The organism is Pseudomonas sp. Marseille-Q5299, from assembly GCF_943737035.1.
GTDB lineage: Bacteria > Pseudomonadota > Gammaproteobacteria > Pseudomonadales > Pseudomonadaceae > Aquipseudomonas > Aquipseudomonas putida_E.
On sequence record NZ_CALSFR010000003.1, the window covers coordinates 598,540 to 614,918 of the forward strand.

Below are 16,379 nucleotides of genomic sequence, written 5' to 3' on the forward strand. Positions count from 1 at the left end.
CTGCGGAGCATGCCGGTTCAAGCCTGGCCAGGGATTGCAGGGGTGTGCGGTGGGTTGATGAAGGTTAGCCCTGTTCACATTTTGTGCTGCCGGGGCCGGCGATGGGCCGCAACGCGGCCCCCGCTTATTCAGCGGCTCAGGAACGCCAACAGGTCTTCATTGAGCTGCTGCGCATGGGTCACTGCAAACCCGTGCGGCGCCCCGCTGTACACCTTCAGCTCAGCCCCGCGAATCAACTCCGCAGCCCGCTTTCCGGTGGTCTCGAACGGTACGATCTGATCGTCGTCACCGTGGATCACCAAGGTCGGCACATCGATCTTGGCCATGTCTGGGCGAAAGTCGGTTTCGGAGAACGCACTCACACAATCCAGCGTGCCCTTTATCGAAGCCATCAGGGCAATGTTCAGGGTCTGCGTCTGCACACCCTGAGACACCTGCTGCCCATGGTTCAGCCCATAGAACGGCGTGGCGAAATCGGCGATGAACTGCGCCCGATCCGCCCGCAGTCCAGCCTTGATGCCGTCAAATACCGAGGTATCGACACCGTCCGGGTTGTCGTCACGCTTGCCGAACACCGGCGTCACCGCGCCCAGCAGCACCAAGCCGGCAACGCGTTCGCTACCGTGGCGGGCAATGTAGCGGCTGACATCGCCGCCACCCATGGAGAAGCCCACCAGGGTCACGTCGCGCAGGTCAAGGTGCTCGATCAGCTGGGCGATGTCGTCAGCGAACGTGTCGTAGTCATAACCGTTCCACGGCTGGCTCGAACGGCCGAAACCACGACGGTCGAAGGCAATGGCGCGGTAGCCGCGGCTAGCCAGGTACTCCATCTGCGAGTCCCACATGTCGGCATCCAACGGCCAGCCATGGCTGAACAACACGGGCTTGCCGGTGCCCCAGTCCTTGTAATAGATCGAAGTGCCATCGCGGGTAACGAGCGTAGTCATGTCGGTATCTCCTTGAAAATGTCGAGGTCAAAAATTGATCAGCTGCGCAGCCAGTTGGCGCAGCGACGGGTTACCCACGGCATGATGAAAAACACCACGGGCAGGATGACGAACAGGTTGACGATCAGGTTGCCGGTGATCACCCCGCCCAGTTGTGGGAAGCGTGCGAAAAACGGCGCCAGCAGTTGCGGGATGATCATGGTCATCGGGCAGATCACCAGGTAGGTCAGTAGCGCCTGCTTCCAGCGCGGTGGTTGCGCGGAGGTAGTGCTGGGCGGTGTGAACCAGAACTCCGGGTCTTCGTGCACCTGGGTGTGGTCGCCGCCTTCGAGCAGCGGCAGTACTTCGTTGACCAGCGTCTGGCGCTCGCTGGAGTTGACCCAGGCCTGCAGCAGGCTGGCATCTGCGAAGCGCACCACGGTGGTGAAGTGCAGCCCGCCGTCGTCCGGGCGGATCACATTGACATCCAGGTGCCCCGGCTGCCGCCGTGCGGTGCTGACCGTACGCTTGAGCCAAGCCTCGTAGCTGGCCAGCGCCTGGGCGCGGACCTTGTGCTGGATGACCAGGGTCACCACGTTGCGGTTGTCTTGGAGTGCGGTGTTCATCGGCGTTCCTTGGGATGAGCTTGCCCGCATCCACTGTGCAACAACGGACGGGCGCAGGATTGGATGGGTGTGCTGCCCTGCGCGGGCACCGCTGTCGGTGCCCGGGGCGGTCGGCTTACTTGCCGGCGTTGAAGGCGTTGTAACTGGTCATCAGGTTGCGGTAATCCGGAATGTGGTTGGAGCACAGCGCCGCCAGGCCTTCGACGTCGTTGCGCCAGTCGCGGTGCAGCTCACATGCCACGCCGAACCAGGTCATCAGTTGTGCGCCAGCCTGGCTCATGCGGTCGTGGGCGGCGTCGCGGGTCATGGCATTGAAGGTGCCGGAGGCATCGGTCACCACGAACACCTCGAACTCTTCTTCCAGTGCCGACAGCGCCGGGAACGCCACACACACCTCGGTCACTACACCGGCGATGATCAGCTGCTTCTTGCCGGTGGCCTTCACTGCCTTGACGAAGTCTTCGTTGTCCCAGGCGTTGATCTGCCCAGGGCGGGCGATGTACGGGGCGTCCGGGAACAGTGCTTTGAGTTCTGGTACCAGCGGGCCGTTAGGGCCTTGTTCGAAGCTGGTGGTGAGGATGGTCGGCAGGTTGAAGAACTTGGCCAGGTCAGCCAGAGCCAGCACGTTGTTCTTGAACGCATCCGGCTCGATGTCACGGACCAGGGACAGCAGGCCAGCCTGGTGGTCGACCAGCAGAACAGCGGCGTCGTCTTTGTTCAGGCGGTTGTATTTGAAGTTGGTCATGGTCGTGCTCCTAAGGGTTTTGATGTTCAGTAAGTTGGGTGTTTCGCGTTGATGGGAGAAGATTAAAACCATCACCTTTGGAGCGGTAGATAGTGGTTTTTGGCTTTAGCGTTCTATTTTTGGAACGCTTGATTGGCAATGGATTTGCTGCTGATTGGGCGCAGCGAGATGCCCATTGCTAGCCCGCCAAACCTGCTCTATTACTACCTCCAGCCCTCCCCTCACCCCGAGACCATCATGCTGGCTTTCATCCAGTCGTCCCCGTTGTTGCTCGGCTGCGCCCTGATACTGCTCGACCTCGTACTGTGGCAACTGATCCCTGTTCAGCGCCGAGCCTGGCGCATCGGCGCGCGGCTGGCGATTTTCCTGGTGTTCAGCTGGGTTCTGGTGACCGCTGGGATGAGCCCGCTGCAACCGCCGCCCTGGGTCGACGACGTGTCGCGCAACCTCATGGCCACAGTGCTGACGATAGGCTGGTGGCTGTTCGGCGCGCGTACGGTGACCGTGGTGTTCGGCCTGCTGCTGGGGGCGCGTGGCAGCCATGGCGGGCGCTTGTTGCAGGATGTGCTGGGGGCGCTGATCTTTTTGGCAGCTGTGGTGGCTGCTGCAGGCTACGTGCTGCAACTGCCCGTCAAAGGCCTGCTGGCCACCTCGGGGGTCATGGCCATCGTCATCGGCCTGGCGCTGCAAAGCACCTTGGCCGACGTGTTCAGTGGCATCGTGTTGAATACCACGCGGCCCTACCAGATCGGCGACTCGATCTCCATTGACGGTACCGAAGGCAAGGTGCTGGACATCGACTGGCGAGCAACGCGCCTGCTCACGGGCTCAGGCAGCCTGGCGGTGATCCCCAACTCGGTGGCGGCCAAGGCCAAGTTGCTCAACCACAGCCGCCCGGCCGATGTGCATGGGGTGTCGGTCAGTGTGGTGGTGCCGGCCAAAGTGCGGCCTAAACGGGTGTTCGATGCGCTGGAAAAGGCGTTGCAGGGCACCAGCGCCATTCTTGCCTCACCCAAGCCGAAGGTGACGGTGAAGGTCTCCACCCTGGAGTCGGTGGAGTACGAAGCCAGCGGCTTTGTCGCCGACATGGGTGGCAAGACCGAGGCGCGCAACCAGCTGTTTGACCTTGCACATCGGCACCTGGAGGCCAGTGGCGTGATGTGGAACGTTGACCTGGCCATGCCGCCGCGCAGCCGTCAGCGTGAAGTGCTGGACGAGGTACGGGTGTTCCGTTCGCTGACTGACGAGGAGCGCGATGCCTTGAGCCAGCGCATGACTGCCGTCGAGTACCTGGCAGACCAAGTGATTCTGGGCGTTGGCGAGCATTCCGATCATTTGCTGGTGATCGGTAGCGGGGTGGTTTCGGCGGCGATACGCGATGGCGACAAATTGCTGGAAGCCGGGCGCATGGGGCCGGGGGAGGTGCTGGGGATCGAGGGCATCATCGATGAGGATGACTCGTTTGCCGAATTCCGTACCCTGACCAGCTGCGTGCTGTATCGCATCGAAAAGGAGCAGGTGCGCACCTGCCTGGTACAGCGCGGCGAGGTGCAGACGGCGTTGACCAAATTGCAACGGTTCCGACGGCAGAGCCGGGAGTCTTTGTTGCTGCAGAAGCCGACCCTGATCAAGAAAGGGGGCTTCCTCAGCTGGTTGCACAGATAAACTGATTTCCCGCACGGCCTTATTTGTAGGAGCGGCCTTGCGTCGCGAAAGGGCTGCATAGCAGCCCGGGCAATTGCTGCAGCGCCGCTGAATACCTGGGGCCGCTGCGCGCCCCTTTCGCGACGCAAGGCCGCTCCTACAGTCAGTGTCGTGGGACAACCTTACAGCACTACCCGCAAACACTGCCCCGCGTGGTACAGGGAGAACCCGGACTCGTAGAACGCCGTGCGCAACGACGGCGCACTCACCCCGGTCATCGGCGAGAACGGGATCGGCAGGCTATCCGCCTCACCCTTGAGCAGAAACTCGGCGAACGCCCGACCAATCACGGTGCCGGTGGTATTGCCCCGCCCGTTGTAGCCCGTCACCGCGACCAACCCGGGCGCCGGCTCGAACAGGCGCATCAGGTGGTCGGGGGTGAAGTCGATGCAGCCGGTCCAGTGCATCTCCCACTCGACCTTGCCCAGCTCCGGGTAGTAATGGCTCTGGATACGGTCAGCCCAACTGCGCACGAACCACGCAGGCTTGTTATCGACCCGTCCAAGGCTGCCGAGCAGCAGACGGCCTCGATCATCGCGGCGGATGCTGCTGAGCACCGTGCGGGTGTCCCACGAGCCCTGACCATGGGGCAGGACCTTGTCGGCTGCAGCGCCGTGCAGCGGTTTGGAGGCCACCTGATAGTAGTAACCGCGGAAAAACTGCTTTTGCAGGTTGCTCCAGTCGCCCTCGGTGTACGCGCCGGTGGAGATCACGACCTTGTCGGCGCGCACCGAACCGCGTGCAGTCTTGACCCGCCAGGCATCGCCGTCGCGCTCCAGGCCTTCGACGGCCGATTGCTGGAACAGTTTGCCACCCAGGCGCGCAACCGCAGCGGCCAGGCCCTGTGTGTAACCCATGGGGTTGATGGTGCCGGCGCGGCGGTCTAGCAGCGCGGCGGAAATCTTGTCGGTGCCGCAGTATTCCTGGCACTGGGCGCCGGTCAGCAACTCCACATCGGCACCGCGGCGGCGCCACTGTTCATGGCGTGCTTCGAGGTCAGCGATGCCTGTGGCGTTGTGCGCCATGTGCAGGGTGCCTTTGTGCTGTGCCTGGCAGTCGATGCCAAGGCGCTCGATCATGGCGAACACTTCGCCAGGGGCCTCACCGAGCACTTTGTTCAGGCGGCTGCCCTGCTTCTGGCCTAGAGTCGCCTCGACATCGTCGGGGCGGATCCAGGTGCCTGCGTTGACCAGGCCGACGTTGCGCCCGGAGCCGCCGTGGCCGATCTTCCAGGCCTCCAGCAGGATCACCGACTTGCCCTGTTCGAGCAGGTGGATGGCCGCCGAAAGGCCGGTAATGCCGCCGCCGATGACGCAGACGTCGGCCTTGTGTTCACCGGCCAGAGCCTGGGCGGCGACGGTCGGTTGGCTGACGTGTTCCCACAAGCATTGTTGACGCAGTTCGGACATGGCCGGCTCCAGCGATATTGTTCTTGTTGGGGCTGCTGCGCAGCCCAGTCGCCGGCAAGCCGGCGAACCGGGGGCAAAGCCCCCGGCCATGCAGCATCAGTCGAACACGATACCCTGCGCCAGCGGCAGCTCGCGCGAGTAGTTCACGGTGTTGGTCTGGCGACGCATGTAGCCTTTCCAGGCATCGGAACCCGACTCACGACCACCGCCGGTTTCCTTCTCGCCACCGAATGCACCGCCGATCTCGGCACCGCTGGTGCCGATGTTGACGTTGGCGATGCCGCAGTCGCTGCCCGAGGCGCTCTGGAAGCGCTCGGCCTCACGGATGTCAGTAGTGAAGATGCACGACGACAGGCCTTGTGGCACTTCGTTGTTCAGGCGCAGGGCCTCTTCGAAGTCATCGTAGGCCAGCACGTAGAGGATCGGCGCGAAGGTTTCATGGCGCACCACATCGCTCTGCGCGGGCATCTCGGCGATGGCCGGCGAAACGTAATAGGCGTTCGGGAACTGGTCGGCCAGCTGACGCTCGCCACCGAATACCTGGCCACCCTCGTCGCGGGCCTTGGCCAGCGCGCCCTGCATGGCATCGAACGACAGCTTGTCGATCAGCGGGCCCACCAGGTTGTCTTTACGTGGGTCACCGATGCGCACTTTGCCGAAAGCCGCTTTGATGCGGGCAACCACTTCGTCCTTGATCGAGCGGTGCACGATGAGCCGGCGCAGGGTGGTGCAGCGCTGGCCGGCGGTGCCCACAGCGGAGAACAAGATGCCACGCACGGCCAGGTCCAGGTCGGCGCTCGGCGCCAGGATCATGGCGTTATTGCCGCCCAGTTCCAGGATGCTGCGGCCGAAACGGGCAGCAACGCGCGGGCCGACTTCACGGCCCATGCGGGTGCTGCCAGTAGCGCTGACCAGCGGCACGCGCGGGTCATCCACCAGGGCTTCGCCGGCTTCGCGGCCACCGATGACCAGCTGTGCCAGGCCAGCCGGGGCATCGCCAAAGGCTTTCAGGGCTTTTTCGAACAGCGCCTGGCATGCCAGCGCGGTCAGCGGGGTCTTCTCGGAAGGCTTCCATACCACCGAGTTACCGGCCACCAGGGCCAGCGCGGTGTTCCAGGCCCATACGGCAACCGGGAAGTTGAAGGCGCTGATCACGCCGACCACGCCCAGCGGGTGCCAGCTTTCACGCATGTGGTGGCCAGGGCGCTCGGACGCGATGGTCAGGCCGTACAGCTGACGTGACAGGCCAACGGCGAAATCGCAGATGTCGATCATTTCCTGGACTTCCCCCAGGCCTTCCTGAGTGATCTTGCCAGCTTCGATCGACACCAGTTCGCCCAGGTCGGCCTTGTGTTCACGCAGCACTTCACCGAACAGGCGCACCAGTTCGCCACGGCGCGGGGCCGGCACGCTGCGCCAGGCTTCGAAGGCACTCTGCGCCTGGTCGATGCGGGCGGTGGTCTCGGCCTTGCCAAGCAGTTTCACCGAGGCGATCTGGCTACCGTCGATCGGGGTGTGAACAGGGTAGTCGCCCTGGGTGTAAGCCGTGGCGGCAACGCCAAGGCGCTCGAGCAATCCAGCAACCATTGTGCTTCTCCTACATCGGGTGATGGGGTGGAAAAATGATGTGGATCAGTATTAATCCGATCACACCAGTGCAACAAACGACCTTTATTCCGCATATCATTCCGTCAGGTAATGATTTGAGCCGCAGAGACCGCTATGTCCAAACGCCTGGTGCCTTCCATGACCGCCCTGCAGTGCTTCGAAGCTGCAGCCCGCCACTTGAGCTTTACCCGCGCCGCCGAAGAGCTGCACCTGACCCAGAGCGCGGTCAGCAAGCAGGTCGCACAGCTCGAAGAGATGCTGCGCCACCACCTGTTCCTGCGTATCCGCCGGCGCCTGCAATTGACCCCCGCCGGCAGCCTGTACCTGGCCGAGGTCAACAAGATCCTCACGCAGGTGGACATGTCCAGCCGCTACGTTCTGACCTATGGCGAGCAGACCGAGATATTGACGGTAGCCACTCAACCGAGTTTTGGCGTGCGCTGGTTGATCCCGCACCTCAAAGGCTTCGGCAAGCGCCACACGAATATCCACCTGGACATCCGTAACGAGATGGAGCCGTTTGCCTTGCTGCAGGGCTCGGCGGATGTGGTGTTTTTCTATGGGCAAGGCACCTGGCCGGGGGCGACCTGCGTGGAGCTGTTCCGTGAGGAAGTGGTGCCGGTGTGTGCGCCGGAGCTGCTGGCCGGGCGCACGCTGGGCGATGCTGCGGAACTGGCCGACCTGGTGCTGCTGCAAAGCACGTCGCGGCCGGAGGCCTGGCATGAGTGGTTCTTGGAGCTGGGTTTGCAGAGCGTCAGCGCCTATCACGGGCCGCGCTTCGATACGTTCTATATGGCGTTGAGCGCAGCGCAGGCCGGGTGCGGGGTGGCGCTGGTGCCACGCTATCTGGCGGCGAAGGAATTGAGCGAGGGTAGCCTGGTCATTCCTTGGAATCATGCGATGAACAGTGCCGGGGCGCATTACCTGGCGTATGCCGAGCATGCGGCGGAGGTGCCCAAGGTGCGGGCATTGGTGGAATGGATTCATGAGCAGCTTCAGGCTTGAGATTGCCGGGGCCGCTTTGCGGCCCATTCGCGACACAAGGCCGCTCCTACAAACAGCAGGAGCGGCCTTGTGTCGCGAATGGCCCTGACGATCGATCAAAAAAGGAATGATACAGCCACTTTTTTTCGCTTGTGGCCATAGTGCATTCCCAGCTTTCATGTAAGCGTCCGAACCCAACCAGGAAGCTAGCGATGCCCGCCCACGATTTCGTCAGCCCCGACAGCATCCGCGCGCAGTTCTCTGCCGCCATGTCGCTCATGTACAAACAGGAAGTGCCGCTGTACGGCACGCTGCTGGAGCTGGTGAGCGAAATCAACCAGCAGGTCATGGCCCAGCAGCCAGAGGTGGCCCAGGCCCTGCGCTGGACCGGCGAGGTCGAGCGCCTGGACCAGGAGCGCCACGGCGCCATACGCGTCGGCACAGCACAAGAGCTGGCCACCATCGCCCGGTTGTTCGCGGTCATGGGCATGCAACCGGTCGGGTATTACGACCTCAGCAGCGCCGGCGTGCCTGTGCACTCCACTGCGTTTCGCGCCGTGCACGAACAGGCACTGCACATCAGCCCGTTCCGCGTATTCACCTCACTGCTGCGCCTGGAACTGATCGACAATCCCGCACTGCGTGAGTTGGCACAGACCCTCCTGGCCAAGCGCAAGATTTTCACCGCCCGCGCCCTTGAGCTGATCGCCCAGTGCGAGCGCGATGGCGGCCTGAGCGCGGCCGACGCCGAAGCGTTCGTGCAGCAAGCCCTGCATACCTTCCGCTGGCACCAGGATGCAACGGTCACCGCCGAGCAATACCAGCAGTTGCACGACCAGCACCGCCTGATCGCTGACGTGGTGGCGTTCAAGGGGCCGCACATCAATCACCTGACCCCGCGCACCCTGGACATCGATGCGATCCAGTTGGGCATGCCGGCCAAGGGTATCCCGCCCAAAGCCGTTGTCGAAGGCCCGCCCACTCGCCGCCACCCGATCCTGCTACGCCAGACCAGCTTCAAGGCACTGCAGGAGAAGGTTGCGTTCAGTGACCAACACGGTAGCGAAGGCAGCCACACCGCACGTTTCGGCGAGATCGAGCAGCGCGGCGCGGCACTCACGCCCAAAGGCCGGCAGCTGTATGACAAGCTGCTCGACGCTACCCGTGCGGCCTTGGGCGGTGCACCGGCCGAGGCCAATGCCGAGCGCTACATGGCACTGCTAAAAGAGCAGTTTGCCGAGTTCCCGGATGACCTGGCGCAGATGCGTGAGCAAGGGCTGGCGTACTTCCGCTATTTCGCGACCGAAAAGGGCCTGGCTGCACGCGAGCAGGCTGATCGCCCGACCACTTTGGAGGGTTTGATCGAGGCGGGCCATGTGCACTTCGAGGCGCTGGTCTACGAGGACTTCCTGCCGGTGAGCGCGGCGGGGATCTTCCAGTCCAACCTGGGTGACGATGCCCAGGCGGAGTATGGCAGCAACGCCAACCGCGAGGCCTTCGAGGCGGCGTTGGGGCTACAGGTGCAGGATGAGCTGGCGTTGTATGCGCAGAGTGAGAAACGCTCGTTGCAGGCTTGTGCGCAGGCGTTGAACCTGGCGTTGGGGTAAGGGTCAGGATTGTTGGGGGCGCCTTGCGCCCCTTTCGCGACACGAGGCCGCTCCTACCGGGGGGGTGTAGCAGCGGCCCCTGGGGTTTCAACGAAACCGATCGACTTCCTGGCGCAACTGCGCCGCCAGCCCTTCCAGCTCTTTGGCGGTAAAGGCCAGCTCATTGGCCACGTCACGCTGTTCGCTGTTGGCCTGGGCAATGCTCTGCAGGTTGCGGCTGAGCACGGTTGCGGTGCTGCTTTGTTCCTGGGTGGCAGTGCTGATCACGGTAAACTGCTCACCCGCGACGCGGCTTTGCTCGTCAATACGCGCCAGCGCCTCGGCCACCTTGTCGTTGCGTGCCAGGCCTTCCTGCATCAACTGATTGCCCTGCTCCAGGGTGCTGATGGCATGGCCGGTCTGCTGCTGGATACTGGCGATCATCACGGAGATTTCATCGGTCGCTTGACGCGTACGGGCTGCCAGGCCACGTACCTCGTCAGCCACCACGGCAAATCCACGGCCCTGCTCCCCTGCGCGCGCCGCTTCGATGGCCGCGTTGAGCGCCAGCAGGTTGGTCTGTTCGGCAATGGCGGTAATCACCCCGACAATGCCGCCGATTTCCTGGGAGCGTGCACCCAGTGTGTCCATCACGGTTGCAGTGCCACCCAGTGCCTCGGCGATCTGGCGCAACGAACTCGACGCTTCATCCATCGCGCTACGGCCAATACGGGTCTGCTGGGCATTGTCACGGGCCATGCGCTCGGTGCCCGCCATGTTGTCAGCGATGTTCATCGAGGTGGCGCTGAACTCCTCTACCGCACCGGCCATGCTGGTGATTTCGCCGGACTGCTGGTCCATGCCTTCGCAGGCACCGGCCGACAGGCCAGACAGCGAGCGGGCGCGGCCGCTGACCTGCTCGGAGGCCCCGCGAATGTGTTCGACCATGGTCGCCAACGCTTCGCCCATCTTGTTGAAGCTGCGTGCCAGTTGGCCGATCTCGTCATGGCTGGTCACGGCCAGGCGGGCGCTCAGGTCGCCTGCGCCCAGCGCCTCGGCCTGGCGCACCAGGTCATCCAGCGGGCGCAACTTGCGGCGCAACAGCCACAGCGTGGCGGCCACTGCCAGCAACATCGCCAGCAAACTGCCGATGGCCAGGCGCAAGCCAACATCCCAGGTCACCGCGCGGATTTCTTCCAAGGGCATGCTGGCTACTACCGTCCAAGGGCCTTCGGCAAAGGGCGCAGAAGCGCTGTACAGAGGCTGGTCGGCATTGGCCGGGGGTACCAGCCACTTGCCCTGCTCGTCGCGCAAGGCCAGCGAGCCGGTATCGCCAATACGGAAGCGCTTGAGGTTGGCGAACTGCGCGTTCTGCGCGTCGGTATAGTCGAAGCCAACGAACAGCACCGCGATCACCCGCCCGCTGCCATCAGTCACCGGCACATAACGGGTCATGTAATTGCGCTCGAACAGCAGGGCACGGCCGACGTAGGTCTGCCCAGCCATCAGTTTCGCGTAGGCCGGGTGCTGGCGGTCGAGCTGGGTGCCGATGGCCCGGCTGCCATCCTGCTTTTTCAGGTTGGTGCTAATGCGTACAAAGTCGTCGCCGCTGCGTACGAAAAGGGTCGCTACCCCTGCGGTCATCTGCTGAAATTCATCGACCTGCTGGAAGTCGTTGTTGAGCAGGTGATCACCCAGGTACAGCGCCGGTGTGGCCTGGCCGGCCACCTGCACGGTTTCGCCGGCATGCAGCGACAGCCCCGAAGCGAAGCGGCGCTCGAACAGGCCGCTCAGGCGCTGGGTGTTGTCCTTGAGCGAACCGTGGAAGGTTTCAAGCTGATCGGCCAACAGTCGCGCTTCACTGGCCAGGTGTTCCTGGCGAGTGGTGAGGTTAGCGTCGTCCAGGGAACGCAGGGCGAACAGAGTACTGCCGGTGATCACCAGCGCCAGCACGATGGCGAGGGCGATACCAAGCTGCGAGGCGATTCGGGCACGCGGTTGAGACATGGGAAGCTCCTGGCAGGCGGCCCGGATCATCCTGATCACCCCGACCGACCGCTGTTGTCAACGGAGAATCGCGCCCTCTTCCGGGACGCTGGTGCAACTAGATCGGCGTCGCTGGCAAATACTTGAGTGTCGGACCCGGATATTCGCAAACGTTTTCTTCGTCTGCACCGCCCCACCTGTAGGAGCCGGCTTGCCGGCGACAGGGCCAGTGCAGGCAATCAAATAGTCGGCAGGATGTGCACAGCCGGCAAATTCACCGCCTGCGCCTCTTCCTGCAAAAACACGCTCAACCGCCGCAACCGCTCACCACCCGGCCGGGTCCGCGGCCACACCAGGTAATAATCCATGCCGCTGGGCACCGCCGTCGGCCATGGCAGGCTCAAACGACCATGCGCGACATCTTCGGCGACCATCAGCAGGTCACCCATGGATATCCCGTAGCCACGCGCCGCCGCGATCATCCCCAGTTCCAGCGTGTCGAACACCTGCCCACCCTTGAGTGAAACAGTGTCTGCCAGCCCCATGCGCTCCAGCCATTCGCGCCAGTCACGCTTGTCGGGGGTCGGGTGCAGCAGTTCGATCCCGGCCAGCCGGCGTTCGTCCAAAGGGCCTTCCTTGAGCAGGTCGGGCGCGCCCACCGGGATCAGTAGCTCGGAAAACAGCCGGCGTACCTCCCAGTCCGGCGGAAAAACGCCGTCACTGAGCAATACCGCGCAGTCGAAAGGTTCCTGGTTGAAGTCCACGTGGTCGACATCCATCCAGGCGCTAGTCAATTGCACTTCATTGCCCGGCTGCAAGTGCCGGAACTGGCTCAGGCGCGCCAGCAGCCAACGCATGGTCAGCGTCGACGGCGCCTTCATGCGCAATATGTCGTCCTCTCCTCGCAAGGTGTCGCACGCGCGCTCCAGCGCGGCAAAGCCCTCACGCACGCCGGGCAGCAGCACCCGCGCGGCTTCGGTCAATTGCAGGCTACGGCCGCTGCGGATGAACAGGCGGCAGGCAAAGTGCTCCTCCAGGGTACGGATGTGTCGGCTGACCGCACTCTGGGTGATCGAAAGCTCCTGGCCGGCACGGGTGAACGAGCTGAGCCGGGCGGCGGCTTCGAATGCGCGCAGCGCATACAGCGCAGGCAGCTGACGGGACATATGGCACCTGCATACGGGGCAGAGAAGGAATGCGTAGAATCATATATGCATGAGTTCAACTCATGCCAATCATCGTTTTTATCCTTTTGTGCAAAGTTGACCGAAGCCTCAGAATCGTCCCTCGCTCACAGAGTCGGAAGGACCGCCCCCATGCACGTTGCGCCCACCACAGAACTCAAGGCTTTGCTGCGCCTGGCCGGGCCGCTGGTTGCCTCGCAGTTGGCGCACATGCTGATGGTGCTGACCGACACCCTGATGATGGCCCGCATCAGCCCCCAGGCGCTGGCCGGCGGCGGGCTGGGGGCGGCGAGCTATTCGTTCGTGTCGATCTTCTGCCTGGGGGTAATCGCCGCGGTCGGCACCTTGGTGGCGATCCGCAAGGGAGCCAATGACATCGAGGGCGCCACCCGGCTGGCGCAAAACGGTTTGTGGCTGGCCTGGGGGCTGGCGCTGGTGGCCGCACTGGCGCTGTGGAACCTGAAACCGGTGTTACTGCTGTTCGGCCAACAGCCTGAAAACGTTGCTGCGGCCACCGAGTTCCTTACCTTGTTGCCACTGGCGTTGCCGGGCTACCTGACTTTCATGGCCCTGCGCGGCTTCACCAGCGCCTTGGGCCGCTCGACCCCGGTGATGGTCATCAGCCTGGTCGGCACGGTGCTCAACTACCTGTTCAACGTCGCACTGATCGAAGGCATGTTCGGCCTGCCCAAGCTTGGCCTGATGGGCATCGGCCTGGTTACCGCCGTGGTGTCGATGGGCATGGCCATCGCGCTGGCCTTGTACATCCGCTGGCACCCGGCTTACGCGGCCTACCCACTGCGCAAGGGCCTGTCGCGCCCTTCGCTGCCAGCCTTGCGCGAGCTGTGGCGCCTGGGCTTGCCGATTGGGGGCACCTACATGGTGGAGGTCGGCCTGTTCGCCTTTGCCGCCCTGTGCATGGGTGTGCTTGGCAGCACCGAGCTTGCGGCCCACCAGATTGCCCTGCAGATCGTTTCGACCGCGTTCATGGTGCCGACCGGGCTCTCGTATGCAGTGACCATGCGGGTAGGGCTGTATTACGGTGCCGGCAACCTGCTGGCGGCGCGCAGTGCCGGGCGGGTAGGCATCAGCTTTGGCGCGCTGATCATGTTCGCCTTCGCGGCACTGTTCTGGCTGCGCCCGGAGATGCTGGTGAGCCTGTTCATCGATGGCGATGATCCGGCGTTTGCGCCGATCTACCAGTTGGCGGTGAGCTTGCTGATGGTGGCGGCGTGGTTCGAGCTGTTCGATGGCGTGCAGACCATTGCCATGGGCTCGATCCGTGGGTTGAAGGACGCCAAGACCACCTTCCTGATCGGGCTTTGCTGCTACTGGCTGGTCGGAGCGCCGAGTGCGTGGTTGCTGACCTTCAACCTGGGTGGCGGTGCGGTCGGTGTGTGGTGGGGGCTGGCGTTGGGGCTGGCGTGTGCTTCGGTGGCGCTGACCCTGGCCTTTGAATGGCGGATGAAGCGGATGCTGGGGAAGGCGGGGGTGACTGGAAAAGCGGTGATACCTGCATGATTGCCGGTGCTGTCTTGCACTGCTTGTAATCGATGGACTCGCCCCCGCCGAGGCATCACAGTGCCACGGTGGCGTTCTAAGAAGCCAACGGCAGCGAGGGCGAGTCCATGAAAAAGCATAGTTCGAGCACGATTCCCTGTCTTCCACTGATGTGGAGCTTTGCACAACCATCTGCGTAGGAGCGGCCTTGCGTCGCGAAAGGAGGGCAAAGCCCTCCCCTACAGCTTCAAAGACTCACCACCTGAGCCGGGGTGCTTCTCGACAGATATTCCACCAGCTCATCCACCGGCAGTGGCTTGCTGACCAGAAACCCCTGCACCTGGTCACAGCCAAACTCACGTAGCAAAGCCATCTGCTCAGGGCTTTCAACGCCCTCGGCCACCACCTCGAGGTTGAGGTTGTGCGCCAGGTTGATCATCGCGTGCACCAGCTTGCGGTTTTCCTCGCGCATCTCCATTTCGGCGACAAAGCTGCGATCGACCTTCAGCAAGGTGATCGGCAGGCTGTTCAGGTGCACGAAGGATGAGAAGCCGGTCCCGAAGTCGTCGAGCGAGAAGCGCACGCCCAGGCGCCCCAGGGCATCCATGGTCTGGCGGACCAGCTCATTGCGGCGCATGACCGCCGTCTCGGTCAGCTCGAACTCCAGCCAGCGGGCATCGACGCCATGCTCGATGATCAGCCGGCTCAGGGTGGCCAGCAGCTGGCTGTCCTGGAACTGGCGAAAGCTCAGGTTGACCGCCATGTGCAGTGGTGCCAGGCCGCTCTCGCGCAAGGCCTGCATATCACGCAGGGCACGGGAGATAACCCAGTAGCCCAACGGTACGATCAGCCCGCTCTGCTCGGCCAGCGGCACGAACTCGCTCGGCGGCAACAGGCCGCGCTCGGTATGACGCCAGCGCACCAGCGCCTCCAGGCCGACGATGCTGCCATCGGCCAGGTTCAGTCGCGGCTGGTAGTGCAGCTCCAGTTCATCACGGCGCAGGGCCCTGCGCAGTTCGCCTTCCAGGTCGGCAAGGCTGCGGGCGTTGCGGTTGATCCGCTCATTGAACACATGAAAGGTACAGCCCTGGCTGCTCTTGGCCTGGCGCATGGCGATGTGCGCATGCCACATCAACGGGTCGGCGCCACTTTGCGCGCGGGCGTGGGCCAGGCCCAGGCTGCAGCCAAGCAACAGGCTTTCGCCGTCGATCCAGTAAGGCTCGGCCAGGGCTTCGACGATGCGTTCGGCGATGCGCTCGGCCCGGCCGGTGTCGCGACGGGTGTCGATCAGCAGGGCAAATTCATCACTGCCCAGGCGCGCCAGCTGGTCGCCGGCCTCCAGTTGCTGCTTCAGGCGTGACACCACCTGCAGGATCAGCCGGTCGCCACCCTGGTGGCCGAGGGCATCGTTGACATGACGAAAGTTGTCCAGGTCCAGGTGCCCGAGGGCTACCCCGCGCCCGTCATTCTCAGCCAGCCGTGCCGTCAACAGGGCCTGAAAACCCTGGCGGTTGGCGATACCGGTCAGCGGGTCCTGCTCGGCCAGGCGCTGCAAGGTGGCCACCAGCACGCCACGTTCGCGCACGTGGCGCAGCGAACGGCGCAGCGCATCGGCATTGAGCTGGCTGCGCACCAGCCAGTCGCTGACGCCCGTGGGTGGGGCCACCGGCTCATCGTCGAGCAACAGGATGGTTGGCAGCTCGCAGCGCCCCGGCGCGGGTTGCAGGGCCTGGGTGGCCAGGATCACGGCCTGGCGGTCTTGGCTGAACAGGCTGTCGACTGCTGCCCAGTTGGGCGCAGTCAGCAGTACCGCCGCACCGTTCAGCGGCAGCAGGCATTCGCGCAACACGGCGGCCCATTCCGGCTCATCAGCCAACAACAGCAAACGCAAAGGTTCGACAGGCGTGGACAAGCGGGCTCCTTAAAGCGGGGACGGTGGCACGAGGGAGGCCGGGTATGCTACTGCAGAAATGAAAATGATTTTCACTTTTAGACATATCCTTGCCCACAGCGCGTCCCGACACATTTTGACGTGCATCCTGCTCGAAAGTGGTTAAACCAGCAAATACGATTTTTTCCATGAATAGCATGAGCCTGACTAATGCTATGCGCGATACAAAG

The 16,379-nt window shown here is 63.4% G+C and carries 12 protein-coding genes and 1 pseudogene; 4 read left to right on the forward strand and 9 right to left on the reverse strand.

Going from position 1 to position 16,379, the window contains the following annotated elements; translation table 11 throughout:
* Positions 1-128 precede the first annotated feature (128 nt).
* The 3 genes from NGJ21_RS11410 to ycaC form a co-directional block, all read right to left on the reverse strand.
* Positions 129-947 (reverse strand): alpha/beta fold hydrolase, encoded by an 819-nt coding sequence (locus NGJ21_RS11410; RefSeq protein WP_039604835.1) that lies wholly within the window; start codon positions 945-947, stop codon positions 129-131.
* 38 nt (positions 948-985) lie between these two features.
* Complete coding sequence (locus NGJ21_RS11415; protein ID WP_012312167.1) at positions 986-1,552, reverse strand: antibiotic biosynthesis monooxygenase; 567 nt, start codon at positions 1,550-1,552, stop codon at positions 986-988.
* Between the two features lie 115 nt (positions 1,553-1,667).
* Positions 1,668-2,297: an isochorismate family cysteine hydrolase YcaC gene (ycaC, locus tag NGJ21_RS11420; RefSeq protein ID WP_012312166.1), complete on the reverse strand. Its 630-nt coding sequence runs from the start codon at positions 2,295-2,297 to the stop codon at positions 1,668-1,670.
* Between the two features lie 237 nt (positions 2,298-2,534).
* On the opposite strand from ycaC, the gene NGJ21_RS11425 reads away from it, so the two are divergent.
* On the forward strand, positions 2,535-3,962 hold the full coding sequence (locus tag NGJ21_RS11425; protein WP_251962183.1) for a mechanosensitive ion channel family protein: 1,428 nt from the start codon (positions 2,535-2,537) through the stop codon (positions 3,960-3,962).
* 161 nt (positions 3,963-4,123) lie between these two features.
* Here the strand turns inward: NGJ21_RS11425 and amaA are convergent, their stop codons facing one another.
* On the reverse strand, positions 4,124-5,410 hold the full coding sequence (gene amaA, locus NGJ21_RS11430) for an L-pipecolate oxidase (protein WP_046786896.1): 1,287 nt from the start codon (positions 5,408-5,410) through the stop codon (positions 4,124-4,126).
* A 96-nt stretch (positions 5,411-5,506) separates the two neighbouring features.
* Positions 5,507-6,997 carry an L-piperidine-6-carboxylate dehydrogenase gene (amaB, locus tag NGJ21_RS11435; protein ID WP_046786895.1) on the reverse strand — a complete coding sequence of 497 codons (1,491 nt, stop codon included), beginning with the start codon at positions 6,995-6,997 and terminating at the stop codon, positions 5,507-5,509.
* Between the two features lie 135 nt (positions 6,998-7,132).
* On the opposite strand from amaB, the gene NGJ21_RS11440 reads away from it, so the two are divergent.
* Together NGJ21_RS11440 and hglS are read left to right on the forward strand one after the other, a co-directional pair.
* Positions 7,133-8,023 carry a LysR family transcriptional regulator gene (locus NGJ21_RS11440; protein ID WP_251962133.1) on the forward strand — a complete coding sequence of 297 codons (891 nt, stop codon included), beginning with the start codon at positions 7,133-7,135 and terminating at the stop codon, positions 8,021-8,023.
* A 191-nt stretch (positions 8,024-8,214) separates the two neighbouring features.
* The gene (gene hglS, locus NGJ21_RS11445; protein ID WP_251962134.1) at positions 8,215-9,609 is read left to right on the forward strand and encodes a 2-oxoadipate dioxygenase/decarboxylase HglS; all 1,395 of its coding nucleotides are present in this window, start codon (positions 8,215-8,217) and stop codon (positions 9,607-9,609) included.
* 87 nt (positions 9,610-9,696) lie between these two features.
* Here the strand turns inward: hglS and NGJ21_RS26065 are convergent, their stop codons facing one another.
* The 3 genes and pseudogenes from NGJ21_RS26065 to NGJ21_RS11455 all read right to left on the reverse strand — a co-directional run bounded on the left by NGJ21_RS26065 (position 9,697) and on the right by NGJ21_RS11455 (position 12,740).
* Positions 9,697-10,557, reverse strand: a complete 861-nt coding sequence (locus NGJ21_RS26065) for a methyl-accepting chemotaxis protein (RefSeq protein ID WP_371316822.1) — start codon at positions 10,555-10,557, stop codon at positions 9,697-9,699.
* Positions 10,555-11,625: pseudogene (locus tag NGJ21_RS26070) on the reverse strand (Cache 3/Cache 2 fusion domain-containing protein); the annotation flags it as partial. The gene NGJ21_RS26065 and the pseudogene NGJ21_RS26070, both read right to left, overlap by 3 nt.
* Before the next feature lie 188 nt (positions 11,626-11,813).
* Positions 11,814-12,740, reverse strand: a complete 927-nt coding sequence (locus NGJ21_RS11455) for a LysR substrate-binding domain-containing protein (protein WP_251962135.1) — start codon at positions 12,738-12,740, stop codon at positions 11,814-11,816.
* Between the two features lie 150 nt (positions 12,741-12,890).
* Here NGJ21_RS11455 and NGJ21_RS11460 point away from each other — a divergent pair, with 150 nt between their 5' ends.
* Positions 12,891-14,279, forward strand: coding sequence for a NorM family multidrug efflux MATE transporter (locus NGJ21_RS11460; protein ID WP_046786890.1), 1,389 nt, complete (start codon positions 12,891-12,893; stop codon positions 14,277-14,279).
* Positions 14,280-14,505: 226 nt separating this feature from the next.
* Here NGJ21_RS11460 and NGJ21_RS11465 read toward each other — a convergent pair whose 3' ends face one another.
* Entirely contained in the window at positions 14,506-16,170 is a 1,665-nt protein-coding gene (locus NGJ21_RS11465; RefSeq protein WP_115273291.1) for a putative bifunctional diguanylate cyclase/phosphodiesterase, read from the reverse strand.
* Between the last annotated feature and the right edge of the window lie 209 nt (positions 16,171-16,379).